This window comes from Spirosoma arboris, assembly GCF_009754945.1.
GTDB classification, from domain to species: domain Bacteria; phylum Bacteroidota; class Bacteroidia; order Cytophagales; family Spirosomataceae; genus Spirosoma; species Spirosoma arboris.
Map to the genome: position 1 here is coordinate 20,357 of NZ_WPIN01000023.1, position 14,391 is coordinate 34,747.

Annotated in this window: 9 protein-coding genes; 3 read left to right on the forward strand and 6 right to left on the reverse strand. The window is 47.6% G+C overall.

Features of this window, described 5'->3' with window-relative positions:
• Nucleotides 1–60 precede the first annotated feature (60 nt).
• Entirely contained in the window at nt 61–762 is a 702-nt protein-coding gene (locus tag GO755_RS35745; RefSeq protein WP_157590237.1) for a phosphatase, read from the forward strand.
• 105 nt (nt 763–867) lie between these two features.
• The gene (gene kdsB, locus GO755_RS35750) at nt 868–1,623 is read left to right on the forward strand and encodes a 3-deoxy-manno-octulosonate cytidylyltransferase (RefSeq protein WP_157590238.1); all 756 of its coding nucleotides are present in this window, start codon (nt 868–870) and stop codon (nt 1,621–1,623) included.
• Here kdsB and GO755_RS35755 read toward each other — a convergent pair.
• A complete protein-coding gene (locus tag GO755_RS35755; protein ID WP_157590239.1) occupies nt 1,606–2,775 on the reverse strand; it encodes a glycosyltransferase family 87 protein in 1,170 nt (389 codons plus the stop codon). The two genes, kdsB and GO755_RS35755, sit on opposite strands and share 18 nt — an antisense overlap.
• Before the next feature lie 77 nt (nt 2,776–2,852).
• Here GO755_RS35755 and GO755_RS35760 point away from each other — a divergent pair, with 77 nt between their 5' ends.
• Complete coding sequence (locus GO755_RS35760; RefSeq protein WP_157590240.1) at nt 2,853–3,530, forward strand: thiamine diphosphokinase; 678 nt, start codon at nt 2,853–2,855, stop codon at nt 3,528–3,530.
• A 55-nt stretch (nt 3,531–3,585) separates the two neighbouring features.
• Here GO755_RS35760 and GO755_RS35765 read toward each other — a convergent pair whose 3' ends face one another.
• From GO755_RS35765 to GO755_RS35785, 5 genes are all read right to left on the reverse strand, one after another.
• Nucleotides 3,586–4,749 (reverse strand): DmpA family aminopeptidase, encoded by a 1,164-nt coding sequence (locus tag GO755_RS35765; RefSeq protein WP_157590241.1) that lies wholly within the window; start codon nt 4,747–4,749, stop codon nt 3,586–3,588.
• A gap of 65 nt (nt 4,750–4,814) precedes the next feature.
• Entirely contained in the window at nt 4,815–6,023 is a 1,209-nt protein-coding gene (locus GO755_RS35770; RefSeq protein ID WP_157590242.1) for a hypothetical protein, read from the reverse strand.
• Complete coding sequence (gene porU2 / locus GO755_RS35775) at nt 6,020–9,466, reverse strand: putative type IX secretion system sortase PorU2 (RefSeq protein ID WP_157590243.1); 3,447 nt, start codon at nt 9,464–9,466, stop codon at nt 6,020–6,022. The genes GO755_RS35770 and porU2 overlap by 4 nt, the downstream gene beginning before the upstream one ends.
• A gap of 108 nt (nt 9,467–9,574) precedes the next feature.
• Nucleotides 9,575–9,919 (reverse strand): LytR/AlgR family response regulator transcription factor, encoded by a 345-nt coding sequence (locus tag GO755_RS35780; protein WP_157590244.1) that lies wholly within the window; start codon nt 9,917–9,919, stop codon nt 9,575–9,577.
• A gap of 282 nt (nt 9,920–10,201) precedes the next feature.
• On the reverse strand, nt 10,202–14,365 hold the full coding sequence (locus tag GO755_RS35785) for a hybrid sensor histidine kinase/response regulator transcription factor (protein ID WP_157590245.1): 4,164 nt from the start codon (nt 14,363–14,365) through the stop codon (nt 10,202–10,204).
• Between the last annotated feature and the right edge of the window lie 26 nt (nt 14,366–14,391).

Here is a 14,391-nt window from a genome sequence, read left to right on the forward strand (position 1 = left end):
TGATGTATGATGTAGCTGGCGCAAAAGCCATACGTCATACATCATGCATCATACATCCTTATGACGGAACTAGAAAAAACCTTTACCTCTCTCGGTGGGCAATTTGTAACACCTGTTGATACACTAACTGAAAAACTGAAGTCAATTCGAGCCATTGTGTTTGATTGGGACGGTGTCTTCAACGACGGGATTAAGACCGAAGCGGGCAGTAGTTCGTTTAGCGAGGTGGATTCCATGGGTACCAACCTGCTCCGGTTTGGGCTTTGGCTGCATCACGGTGGACAACTGCCCGTGGCGGCTATTATAACGGGAGTGATTAATACACTTTCCGAAACGCTTGTACGTCGGGAGCATTTCCACGCCAGTTACTCGCAGGCGAAGCACAAGATTGACGTACTCCATCATTTACTGAATCAGCATAATTTGCAACCGCACGAAGTGGCTTTCTTCTTCGATGATGCGCTCGATTTATCCGTATCCGAAGTGGCGGGTGTGCGGATTATGATTCGTCGGAATGCGAATCCGCTTTTCACGCAGTACGTAATTCAAAACGGCCTCGCTGACTATGTAACGGGTAATCAAAGTGGCCAGTTTGCCGTGCGTGAAGGCTGCGAACTTTTGCTGGGTTTATTGGGGCAATTCGATAACGTAATGAACGAGCGACTACGCTACTTCCCGGCTTACGACCAATATTACCAGCAACGGCAAGCCATTGTGCCGAGTTACTGGGTAGTGGGGCCAAATGGGCCAGAAATCAAATGATTTTGTCACAGAGATGCACGGAGAAGACACAGAGATACACAAAGGAAAAATAAAAGCTCTGTGTCTTCTCCGTGCATCTCTGTGACAAAAAAATAGATACAAACTATGATAATCGGTATAATTCCTGCCCGCTACGGGTCAACGCGTTTTCCCGGCAAACCGCTTGCCGACATCGGCGGTAAGTCTATGATTCAGCGCGTGCTGGAGCAATCAAAACAGGCTACCTCGTTAGATAAAGTGATTGTTGCGACCGACGACGAGCGTATTGCAGAGGCTGTTCGGCAGTTGGGGGAAGAGGTCGTCATGACTCGTACCGCTCACCCCAGTGGCACTGATCGTTGCTGGGAAGCCTACGCCCGACTCATCGCTGATGGACTCATTCCGGGGGATGCGTCGGATTATATCCTCAACATTCAGGGTGACGAGCCATTTCTCGATCCGGCACAGATTGATGAGTTAGCGGCTATTCTTGACGGAACCGTAGAACTTGCCACCCAAATGGCGTCGGTCGATTCGGCAGCTATGTTGCATGACCCCAAAGAAGCCAAGATTGTTATCAATGCCCAAAATGAAGCGCTGTATTTCAGTCGCTCAGCGGTTCCTTATTTGTGGAATATCGAGCCTGACCAATGGCATGCCCATCATGCCTATCATCGCCACGTTGGGCTCTATGCCTATCGCGCTGATATACTGGAAAAAATCACTCAACTTCCTCCCTCGGTACTAGAACGAGCTGAATCACTGGAACAGCTACGTTGGCTGGAAGCGGGCTACCGAATCAAGCTCGTATCTACAAATTTTCAGACACCTAGTGTCGACAGCCCAGCCGATATTGAGAAAATTCTACGAAGCATGCCGTAATGAATGGCTGGCCGTGTTGGGTTGCGTCCAGATTTGGTACTGCACCCGAGCCCACACCAACAAACACGGCAGGGCTTTGATGTTATAGGGCTGGAAAAACTCTCGTTGCACGATGGCCGGAAAAATATCGGTGGGTGAGAGGGACGTGAATACAATAACCAGAGCTAACAAAATTCGGTCGAGTTGGGTGGGTTCGCCGAGGGTTACCCACCATAATGCTACACCTGTAACGGCCATTACATAGGTTGGCGATTCGGCCATCTTGTTGAAAACAATCATAAACAGGAGGAAGTACGAGATCATTCTGCGCTGAAATAGCCGGTCTTTCCACAGCCCGAATCGTAAAAAAGGCAGTAGGAAAAGGGTTGCTCCAATGGCTTCGATGATGCGATAATTAGCGTCGGTTTTGGGCATGCCGAACCACGCTTGCGCAATGCCCATTACGGAAACCTGCAATCCTAATTTACTCTCGATGATCACCTCGAACCATTCACGGTATTCAGACATCAGATTGGCAGGCGGAATCATGGTGAGGGGAGCAATGGCAAATAGAGCGGTCCAGACAATCATGGCCAGAATGAACTGCGGCTTTTTAGGATAGAATAGAAAGAAACCGGCAGCTGCTACCCCGTAGAATTTAATAAATAGGCAAAGCACAAAGAAAAAAGCAGCTTGCCAAACCCGCTCGTTGCGGAGGAAATACAAGCCCAGCAGCATAGACCCCACAATGAGGTTATTACTCTGCAGATTTTGAGCCGTAATCAGGGCTTCCAGAATAATGATGAGCAGCGCCACTTGTCGCTGATGAGCTGGGTCTTTTTCGTCGGATAGATAAAACCAGGCACCCGCCAATAAGACCACGGTGTTCAGCACATTCCAGAGAATCATGCCCAACAGATTCGGTAGGTAGTAAAAAGGGCCCATCAACCAGGCAAAAGTTGGGCTGTATTTATAGTTGTCGAAGTAAAGATTGGGGTGTAAACCGTAGATGCTTTTGTTGAGAAGCAGGTTATGAAACGGTTTGGCAAACATCAGGTAATTGTTGTAATTACCGAACCCCAGCAAATAGTTCTGAAGAGCCGCAGCAATGAACAGAACAATGTATAAGCCCACCACACGGGGGAGTGTCAGGAAGTGAAGAACGCGTTGCAAAACGTAATGAATATTCGTTATTGAAAGACAAAATTAATCAGTATTGATACGACTTGCCCATTTATCTTTGGCCCATTATGTCATCTCATCATATTGTCCGCGAGAAACAGGAGCCCGCTCTTCTGATTGCCAACGGTGAAGCCTGTAATCCTGAACTACTGGGACAGCTTTTAGAATGGAGTCCAACTGTTGTTGTACTCGATAGCGCCATCTGGCGAGTGCTTGATTTGGGCATTAAAGTCGATGTTCTGCTCGGTGATTTTGATGAGCGGTCCGACGGTTCGGGTTTAGATCTCGACAGCATTCGGGAACGGCAGTATCCGCTGGAGATTGTGCATACGCCTGACCAGGAGAAAACAGATCTTGACAAAGGAATTGAATACCTGATTGAACGTGGCTACCCCGCGGTGAACATTGTGTGGGCAACCGGTCGCCGGGCCGATCATACATTGGTAAATATGACGAGTATTGTGCGCTATAAAGAACAGATTCGTATTACGATGATCGATGATCACTCCAAAATCTTTCCGCTTGTTGGGCGGTTCGAGAAGTGGTACGAAGCTGGAACGCCTGTCTCATTGATTCCAGTCGGAACCGTCACTGGCTATACATCAGAAGGGTTGAAATACAATCTTCAAGATGCTACACTAACGTTGGGCTACCGAACCAGCAGCAGTAATGAGGCTGCGCAGGATGGCTTCGTTCGTATCGAAGCTAAAACTGGCGATCTGCTTATTATGGAGTGCTGGGATTGATTATGTCTGGGCCAAGCCGCTACGGCGGATCGTTCCGGCTTGGCCCAGACACCGCTTACTTAATTCGATTATACTTCTTCAATACATCAATGACCAACTTATGCGGAAGCGCGTAGGACTTGTTGCCGTTTATACCTTCGGTTGTTTCGGCAGCTACCATGGCATTGATGATCGCTTCTTCAACTGCCTGAACGGTTGCCTCAAATAAGGGATTGATCAAATCATTGGGCAACTCGTCCACCTTGGCGAAGGTCGTTCGCTGAAAAGCTGTTGGGTTAGCCGTTGAAAAGGCAATGAAAATATCGCCCGAACCATTTTCCCCACGCCCGCCCACTTTGCCAACGCCAATGGGTACGCGGGCCGCTATTCGTTTTAATTGATGCGGTAATAAGGGTGCATCGGTAGCAACCACGACGATGATGGAGCCGTCGCCTTCCTGTCGGTAATGGACAGGAGGAGCTTTTAGGACATTGTTCAGGGTATCTTTTAGTTCCTGCCCAACGGGTACTCCGGCGATTGTTAAATTGCGTTTGGCGCCAAAATTCGACTGAACCAATACCCCAACGGTAAAGGTCGAATCCTTTATTTTGACAACCCGCGACGACGTTCCGGTGCCGCCTTTAAAGCCTAGACACATCATACCCGTGCCTCCGCCAACATTACCTTCTTTTATCTTGCCTGTTGCTGCCGTGTTTAGGGCTTCATAGGCGTTGCTTTCTTTCACATGAAAGCCGTAAATGTCATTTAAAAAGCCATCATACGTTTCGGCTACGACAGGGTAAGTGTACCAGAAGTTTTCTTTGTACCAGTGTTTTTCAACGAACCACTTTAACACAGCATCGCGCACCACACCTACACTATTCGTATTGGTGATCATAATGGGCGTTTCCAGAAAACCAGACTCGGTTATCCAGGTGGTTCCGGTCATTTCGCCATTGCCATTCAACGAATACCAGTTGGCAAAAACCGGATTGTTATTCCGACCCCTTGGTAGAATGGCTGTAACGCCGGTTCGGACAGGCCCTTTTCCCAGTACGTTTTTGCCCTCACCCGAAATGATGGTGCTATAGCCAACTTCAACGCCCTTGACATCCGTTATGGCATTAAATTTACCTGTAGTCCCGTCGAATGGAATGCCAATATCTCGCGCTCTTGGCTTTTGCGCATAGGTAGAAAACAGGCTTAAGAGAACAAGAGCGAACAGAATGAGAGTTTTCATGCTTCGGAGGGGCGAGTCGATTGTGTGCTAAAAATAGCTTTTTAAAAGAAGCGAATGGTAAACTATCAGTACCATAATAGACTGATCTTTTGGCTTAGGTCGGTTTGTGGCAGAAGCTGGAGCCAGGAGCAAAGTAGCAGGAGTAGCCAATATGGGAAGAGTTTTTTTTGCCAATGAGTAGTCCATGTGCCTATCCACAAGCCGCCAGCCCATAGAAAACAGAACGTGAAAGGGGCCATCAGGCGGAGATTTGGATTGCTGAATGGACTACTGGTTCGAAACGAAAATAGCACCAATAGGTAAATCCCGGCCGTGAATAGAAATAACCAAATCAGGAGGGTAATGGCCGGCCCCTTTCCATCTGGCAACCGATGTCGATGTTGTTGACCATATACAATGCTGAATAAGAGGAGCTGAATACATAGGCCAATCCAGGCCAGCTTGTTAGAGTCTGCGGGAACAAAATCTCGAATGAGCAGGCATTCGTTGAGCATGGCCCACCCGAAAATTTTTGTCAACTCTAGAGCGGATTCGGTTGAAACGAATCGTTCACCACCAAAAAACGAGCCTGACAGCTGGCGGTTCATCCAGAAATACGCACTCATACTAAGGACGCCTGCCGCCAAACTAATCAGTAAGTTGAGTGTTATCGAGCGCGTTTGGGTTATTCCTAGTTGGGTTCGAATTCGATCTGGGAGTAGCGAGACTAGTATCGTTAGTATACCCGTTAGCCCAAAGACGAAGCCACCTATATAGCGAATCAGAAATAAAGCATAGCCAATCAGGAAGAGAATGAACGCTCGACTTGCTACCGGGTTCCGCAGAAACAGATGGAGATACCAGACCCATTCTGCCAGTAAAACCAAAAACACCGTTTCACTCCATGTGTAAACGGCGATTTTTAGAAAACCACCCAAGGCCCAGATTGATAGTAACCAGAGTGCCTGAGGAACGCCAAGCCTGCGTGTCCACAGATAGCCTGAAACACCAATGGCAAGATAGTTGACCAATTTAGATGCGATTAAAGCGGGTAGCCCTGTCAAATCCGAAACGACACTGATCAATGCTGAATAGCCAAATGGAAAGGTTCCGTTCCAAACCAATTGACCATTTTCATGAACCACGTAACCACGGCCTGCCAACAAATTCGTCGCCGATTGCAGGTAATAGGCTGAGTCGATACTTTTAAAGTGATTCGGATTTAGCAGGATTAGAACAGCCATCGCGACGCCTAGACCGCTATACGCGATCCAAAGAAAACGAGTCTGACTCATCGATTCAGAATAATTCGGCCTTTCAGACGGGTATCGTTGGGAGTCGGAAGGTCCACGCTATCGATATGGTAGAGATACACGCCTGCCGGTAAGTGACTCCCATCATCGGCGGTGCCATCCCACACCCATTCGTTCAGACCCACTCGCGAAGGGCCTCGGAGCATTCGGACCAGACGACCTTGCAGATCACTGATGCGAACGGTCAGGTTGGCAGGTGGAGTAACGCCCGTTATCGAAACGAAGAATCGGGTTTGATGGATCAATGGATTTGGGTATGCGCCAGCTCCAATCAGTTCCGGCTGGTTTCTGACCGAAAAATGAATCTGATACGGGGCGGCCCGATTACCGCTTAAATCGTTGCCAACGGCTACAAACGTATAAAGGCCATCAACTAAGGGCTTGCTGAATTGATAATTGAATCGGAACGCGTTCGCACTGTCGGCAGGTGCCCAATGGGTTACGTTTCCCCGTAGCCATAATCGTTCGTAGGGACAATTACCAGTTGGACAGGGGCGCTGCAAATAGAGCTCTAGCCCTGTAGTATCGGTGCGCAACAGGCGAAGATTTTCGTCCTGAAGCAATATAGCGATAGTGGGTTGGGCAGAGACAATGTCGCCATCACCAATGCGTTGCCCATCGAAGGCAACTTCAAGCAGGGGAGGTGTTAGGTCAGCAGGGAAAGGAAGGCCGTTTGCCGATCCATCTGTACTGATTTGAGCGTTATTGTTCTGTTCATTGCTTTCGTTAATTCGATTGTCAGGGTCAATAACTAACTCAAAATAGGAGGGAGCTGTAGTAGCATGAACAATCGGCACTAGCCAGTTTAAGGTGTCGGCGTAGAACGGGGCAGATTGGGTAAACTGTTGTTCAGTAAGCAATTGACCACTCGCTTCATAGTGGCGAATGCGAAGCATTAATGGGCTATCTGTAACGCGCCCATAATTGACAATTATGCCAGAAATGCGGGCCGAGTCAGCTTGCGCTGTTAACGAATCGCCCTGACTGTTTCGGATACGTAGACTTTCGGACGCAAATGAGAAATCAGGGGTAGCGTAGGGAAAAACACGGACTGCCGGATCGCCTTGTAAGGTCATTTGCTGGGCGGTGGTAATATCGAAAATCGATGTGTTTACGTTTAGATAGCGCCGGATGGCTTCCTGTTGTATCACTCCAATGGGACGAGCAACGTATTGGCTATCAGCCATCAAAGTGTATAGGTGATCGGAGTAGCTTTTCAATGAAGCCGGAAATCCATTGTACGTGTGGGCCAGGAAAAGCACCGCTCCCCGATCAGGGGTCAGAATCCAGTCGGAGCCAAAGGTTGGTCTGCCGAAATAGAAGTTACCTGCTGCGCAACCGTTGACCAGCAAAAACGGATAACGACCTTTATTCCGATAATTTACTATGTCGTTACTCACAAAGCCAATGTCGATATCATTGACATCCAAACTCGAATGGCCAAATAGTGAGATTATTCCAACACCTTGATTCACAAGGTCTGATATGGGCAACGACTCTACTAAATTATCGGTTTGCTTAGAGAGTGTTGTTACCCGGGCACCTGCATACTTTGCTTCAATAACCGACTTGAAATCGTCAACGAAGCCGCGAAATGTCTGCAACTCATCGCGACTTCGCCCTCCGCTCAGATGCAACACCTGTTTGCGCCAAAGCGCCGATTCTGTTGTATTTTCATGTTCTTTTACCTTATTTAAATAATCCAGCACGCTTTGCGAATTAGTTGTGTTCAGATGCCCAATCGGAATGGCTGGCACATTGGTGGCTTCACCATTCAGGCCTTCCACAAGCCCTATATCCGAACCAGGCCAACCAGCATTCGGAAGTAAATCCAGCAACGCTGCATTGGGTAATTTTCGGACGCTTTGTGGGTCGCGGGATTGACCAATCAGGAACAGAAATTTGGGATCTGAGCTACCACCCCGCAGCATATAATCTGCAAATCGGCGGATGGCTAATGGGTGCCGTTCACCATAGCTAAACTGATCGAACAACTGGTTGATATCCACCGTCAGCGTATCATAATTGCCTCCGGCTTCCGAAGCCCGATAAGCGGCATAGGCCCGAACCGGATCGGCTTCGGTAGCCGTTGGTTTTCTGAGTAATGGATGTGTTACGATGAGGTAGTTGTGTGCCTGAGGATCAATTTGGCGAAATGAAACAAGCTGAATACCCGGAACAGATCTTGATTGATTAATTGCCAGTAAGCGCCGACTTGTTTGAGCGTTATGAATGACTCCCCGCCAATACCCATTCGCCCAATTTCCATGGACAACTTCTACCTTGTCTGGATCGCTAATGTCGAAGAGACGGGTATCGACTGAGGCATTGGTTAGCTCAAGAAAGGAACGCCTTTCAGTGTTTGGTTGAAGATGGAACTCTTTCTGGTTGGCTCTCGCCAGGTCGGTGGGTTGCGGGTATTGAATCCTCAAATACGAAACAGATACCTCTTCACCTTCTTCCAGTGGTAGAATACGTACCGTGACACTACCTGATGGCGCTATATCGCTGGGTCTTAACTCTGTATCGAGCCGTGCGTTTTCGTAATTGGCAAAATTTACCGTACCGATTTCCCTAAGGGCAGTTGTTGACAGCCCGGCCAAACAGCGAACACGATGCAGAGATGGATTTCGACCGACTAACAGATAGCTCACTCTGGGGTTGACAGGCTTACCGCTTCGGTCTACAATTGGGCTATAATTTATCAGCGAAAATTCCTGATCATATCGGCTGTTTGCGTTTACTACAGGTCCTGTCCAACCTTCGCCTGTATCGTAATTTGTTAGAATGGCTCCATTTTCATAACCGGCGCCCAGCGGATAAATAGTACCTGCCGGGTATGTATCTGTAAAAATTCGTAGCTCTTCCGCCCAATGATAAGGCTCAGGAGCCATAGTGGCATACGTCGTATCGGTATAAGAATCCATACGTTTGCCGGGTTTGCCATCGAGACGCCAGGTTAGAAAGTAAGCGGCTGTATCGCTAAAGAGGCTATAATAGGCGTGGGGCTGTGATCGATGCGGCTGGTACAGTAGCGAATCCTGTGCACCATCATTCTTTCTTCCATAGAATTCCAGGAAATCACTGGGATCGAACCGTTTATCAACCTCGCCTTTAATATAAATAGCCTGTTCTACTCCCCGGCGAAACAGTTGAATCGTCGTTGGGTCCAATTGATCGGTTCGAATTCCGGCTGCACTCAATTCAGCCGCTGTGATTCGATAAAGTCCAGTTTCGGCAATTGGAATTTTGTAGTAACTCTGTGTATAATCAATCCAGCGAGTAGGATCAGCATCGACAGGTTTCGGCAGTGTTTGCGCGAACGATGAACTAAAAATTAGCCTAGTTAGCGTAATGGCAATGAGCTTAAACCATACTGTTTTCTGAAAAGGGCAAACGGTTAGGAAGTAGATTGGATGCTGCATAAGTGACAAGGACTTAGAATTAAGTGCACTTGCGACTTAGACGTGACGATCAGGTAATAAGTAATGTCACTGGAGGTAAATGATAATCTTTCTAATGGGTCTATAGGGCTACGCGAATCCGTCACCTAACTGATCCAATTGCTCCATGACAAGGTCGACCCGACGTCGGGCAATAACCAGGCTGGTCTTGTCCTGCATGATTAGATAGCTCGGTGAGCGTAAACTTGGCGCCAGCTTTATGTGCTGAACATAGGTTAGATTGACTAGTGCATGTTTATGAACCCGAAGAAAAGAAGGCCACTGTTGGGAAAACCATTTCAGAGTTCGGGAAGACAAAATCACCTGCCCGTTGAGCAGGTGGACATAGCTGTAATTGACATCACCAGTCAGGTAGAGTACGGTTTGGGGATCGAAATAGTTGAACCCACATTTACCAAGTTGGTTATTACTCATGATCAGTAGGGCAACGTTTCATACCGTATTCGTTAAAAAGAGGAAGGTTGAGTTAAAAAAGAAGAAGGTTGAACAGTATACACGTTGCTAACTAGTTCGCGCGTGTATAAAATGGATAGGGAACACGGATGCAAGTAACATGCAAACGAAATCATCTGCTACCAATCTGGTTGCATAAACTACCATTGTGGTTGCATGGATATAAAAAAATGCCCATTTAGTGGGGCTTTTAAAGACAAACCAGGTGTATACGTATTGAATTGACGAAAACAGTAGACTTCGCTAGCTGGTCTGCGTTATTGACTTCCCATAGTGTGAAGGCAATACGCCGTACCGCTCTTTAAATAGTTTCGTAAAGTAGGATGGGTTGTCGAACCCAACAGCATATGCGATTTGCGTAACGGTCTGTTCCTGCTCTGCCAGCAATTGGGTAGCTTTCTCCATTCGGATATCAAGAATAAAGTTAGTCGCCGTGGTGTTGGTCAGCGCTTTTAGTTTACGGAACAATTGAGTCCGACTTAAATTTACGTTTTCGGCCAGAACTTCTACTGTAAAGTCTGGATCGTCAATATGCTGCATAACTACAGCAGACAACCGATCAAGAAACTTCTGTTCAGTTGCCAGTAGGCTGGGCTCCGATACTTCAGGAACTGCCGTAACAGTCACTAGCTCAGACTGCTCTTGGGCAAATCGTTGATATAAGTGCTCACGCTGCCGGACCAGATTTCGTACCCGTGTGCGCAACTCATCTGCATTGAACGGCTTGGTTAGGTAATCGTCGGCACCTAACTCAAATCCTTCGATACGATCTTCGACGGCGGCTTTGGCGGTTAGCATCACGACCGGAATGTGGCTGGTGGCTTCCTGTGCTTTTAGAGCCCGGCAAAAACCGAAGCCATCGAGTCGGGGCATCATCAAATCGCAGATGACGATATTGGGCGTTAAAGCAGTTGCCTGATCCAGGCCCTGTTGGCCGTCTTCAGCTTCAACAATCTGGTAGTCAGCCTCGAAAATGCTGTGAACATAGGCCCGGATATCTGGATTGTCGTCAATGATAAGCAGAATATTGTCGGAGATGGCTGTAGTTGATTCTACTTCTTCGACCTGTAAAGGCATACCTTGGGGGACCGATGCGTCTATATCCACCAATGTCTGTGAAGGGAGTTCATTAACTGATGTTGCAAATGGTCTATTCAAATCGACTAGCGCCGTCTCCTTCCAAACCGCAACCAACGGCAGGGAAACGGTAAATGTCGTACCAACACCTTCGGTACTGGTTACTTGACTAGTGCCGCCCAGTACCTTCACCAGTTCGTTGACTAAGGCCAGCCCGATGCCAGTGCCTTCGTGAGTATGCGCATTGGACTGACCATCGACTGCGTCGGCAGACCGCTGATAGAATCGCTCGAAAATATGGGCGAGATCTTTTTTTGCAATTCCGATGCCCGTATCCTCAATGGTAATTTGTAATAAATTGGATGCCTGTGATTCGGGATAGTGAACATTCATGCGAACCTCATGGCCTGCCGTTGTAAACTTGAACGCATTTGACAGTAGGTTCGTCACAATTTTTTCGAGCTTGTCCCGATCAAAATCAGCCCAGTATTCTGACTCATTTTGATCGAAAACAAAGCGAATCTGGCGACTTTCAGCCAGGGAGCTAAACGAACTGGCCAATGTTCGAAAAAAGGCTGCTAGATCACCCGTCGATAGTTCAGTTTTCAATTGGCCCGCTTCCAGCTTGCTCAGATCAAGCAGTTGATTGATCAGGCTCAGTAATCGATTACCACTACGTTCCATCAGATCCAGTACCGATTCGGCAGGAAAACGCCGTTTCAGATCAGCCAGCGGTCCCAGAATCAGCGTGAGTGGTGTACGGAACTCGTGTGAGATATTCGTGAAAAACTGGGTTTTCAAGGCGTCCAGCTCCGATAGTCGATTGGCCTCCTGTTGTTTAAAGGCGATCTGCTGTTGAAGCAGAAGTCGCTGGGTTTGAAATTGATACAACTGCCATCCTACCAAAACCAACACCAATAGGTAAATCAAATAAGCCCACCAGCTTCGGTAAAATGGCGGATGTACCCGAATCTGAAGTTCTAGCGGTTTACTCCAATGCTGCCCATCTACCGATCCTATCATCTGCAACGTATAACGGCCGTCGGGCAATTGCGCATAATTGGCAAACCGATTAGTGCCTGCTTCAACCCAGTCCTGGTCAATTCCTTTCAGCCGATACCGGTACCGATTGTTGGCTGAATTTGTGTAATCCATTACCCCAAATTCGAAAGTCAGTAAATTCTGATCGTGCGATAGATCGAGTTGTTGCGTATACTCAATACCCTGGGTCAGGAGTCCATCTGTTCCGCCTGCTTCCACGGGTTTATTATTCACTCTAAACCCAATAATATTCACCATAGGAGCCTGATGATCAGCCGCAGAAAGCTCCGACGGGCGAAAGGTATTCAAGCCATTGACCCCACCAAACAGCAATTCTCCCGAGGTTGTTTTGAAGAACGAGCTCGTATTAAACTCGTCGTCCTGAAGACCATCGGCTCGGGTATAGTTTCGAAACTGGTTCGTTTTTGGGTTGAATTGTGAGAGACCTCGGTTGGTACTCAGCCACAGACTGCCCGACGCATCGGGTAGAATCCCATATATCACTTTATTGGGCAGGCCCTGAACTTCGGTGAAGTGTTCGAAAAGGCCAGTCTTCTTATCGAGTCGTTCCAGACCTCCTCCTTTGGTACCGACCCACAAATAACGGGTAGGCTCAGCGGGGTCGTTGGCCAGACTTAATACAAAATCGTTACTCAGACTCTGCCGATCGGTGGTTGAATTTTTATAATACGAAAACGTGGGTTTTGTGGACAGGTATTGGGCTTTGATCAGACCCTGCTGAGTACCAATCCAAAACGATCCGTCGGGCTCCCGCAATAGAGCGTAAGTTTCCATCTCACTATGAGCCTGGTAACTGAATACCTGAAACGTTTCGGATTGCGGGTTGAATTGGAGCAGTTTGCCATTTGTAGCACCTATCCACAAGTTCCCGGCTGGATCTTCGAGCGTCTGATTTCCCCAAAAACCAAATGTAATGCCAGGCGGTAAGGGATATTTTTTGAGCAATTGCCAGGTATTCGAGAATTTAAACAAATGTTGCTCATGGGTTTGAAAATGAACATTCGACACCCAGAAAAAGCCCTTCCGGTCCTGAATCATATACCGTTGTCGCCTATCAGCCTCCGGTAGTCGTTCATCCAGAAACGGTACCAGTCGATTTGTCACCCGATCCACTAATCCATACGCATACAGATTTCGGGCATACGTTCGCCCCTGCTGATCGACATATAAGGGCGAAAGGGATGTCTTAGGCAGGTAGGAATGAAACTGCTTGACACGAGGATTAAACTTTCGCAGACCATACCCCCTGGTACCTGCCCATATATTACCACTCTTATCCTTAAGGACATTTGTAACCCCAAATACATCGGGGGGAAATGCCACAAACGCATCCTGAAAGATTAAACTGTCTTTACTAAATAATTGAGAAGGAGACAGTAGCCAGAGATGGCTCGCGGTCGAAATGGCCAGGGTATTTTTGTCAATGGGTTTGATAAGAGCCCCTTCGATAGTGGTTTTAGGCAGCGGAATTACCTTTAAATGACCCCGATGCCAGCCGTAAATCTGCCGAATGGTACTGACAAACAGGAAATCCTGTTGTGGATCTTTGTAGAGATCAAACAGATTGGGGGCGTCTCCGGGAAACAAGTTAAGTTTTGTAGGCGAAGTAGGTTTATGCCAGTTGAAGGTATAAACTTCATTATCCAGACCTGTCAGGGCCTGACCATTTTCATTGAAACTATAATGAAAATGAGGCCGATTGGCTCGTCCCTTATTTAAGTAGAGAGGGGTAAGATGAATTTGTCTGGTAAAATCGGCCTGTTCTGGGAAGCCCCCCTGAAGCGATTTGGGTAGTTGAATTTTGAATGATATTCCAACGGTGGTTCCCACCCAGATGTTGCCTTCGGGGTCTTCGTCGAGCAGCAGAATTTCGTAGCTATTGCTATCGGCTTTCGTCTTATCGCTAAGAGTAATATGGTAAAATCGCTGGGTGCGGTTGTCATAAAGATTTAGCCCTTTATTGAGCGTACCCACCCAAAGCCGATTATGCCGGTCTAGTAATAAAGCTGAGCAGGCGTTGTCAGATAGGCTGAATGGGTTGTAAGGGTCATGGGTAAATGTCTTGAAATTATGACCGTCATATCGATTCAGCCCATCTTTGGTGGCTACCCAGATAAACCCTTTCTGATCCTGCTTAAGATCGAAAATCATGCCCTGCGATAAGCCATCCGAAATCGTTAGCTCCTGCCAGCCTGTGGCAGTCCGTTGGGTTGGCTGAGCAGAGAGCGCGAACGGAAATAGGCTAAAAAGCAGGTAGAGGAAGCGCATTCAGGTACTAATTTCACGATCAAAGT

Bases quoted from the DNA above. Each gene is read 5' to 3' on its own strand.
- porU2 (WP_157590243.1), bottom strand. From the start codon at position 9,466: ATGCAGCATCCAATCTACTTCCTAACCGTTTGCCCTTTTCAGAAAACA.
- GO755_RS35785 (WP_157590245.1), bottom strand. From the start codon at position 14,365: ATGCGCTTCCTCTACCTGCTTTTTAGCCTATTTCCGTTCGCGCTCTCT.
- GO755_RS35780 (WP_157590244.1), bottom strand. From the start codon at position 9,919: ATGAGTAATAACCAACTTGGTAAATGTGGGTTCAACTATTTCGATCCC.
- GO755_RS35770 (WP_157590242.1), bottom strand. From the start codon at position 6,023: ATGAGTCAGACTCGTTTTCTTTGGATCGCGTATAGCGGTCTAGGCGTC.
- kdsB (WP_157590238.1), top strand. From the start codon at position 868: ATGATAATCGGTATAATTCCTGCCCGCTACGGGTCAACGCGTTTTCCC.
- GO755_RS35760 (WP_157590240.1), top strand. From the start codon at position 2,853: ATGTCATCTCATCATATTGTCCGCGAGAAACAGGAGCCCGCTCTTCTG.
- GO755_RS35745 (WP_157590237.1), top strand. From the start codon at position 61: ATGACGGAACTAGAAAAAACCTTTACCTCTCTCGGTGGGCAATTTGTA.
- GO755_RS35765 (WP_157590241.1), bottom strand. From the start codon at position 4,749: ATGAAAACTCTCATTCTGTTCGCTCTTGTTCTCTTAAGCCTGTTTTCT.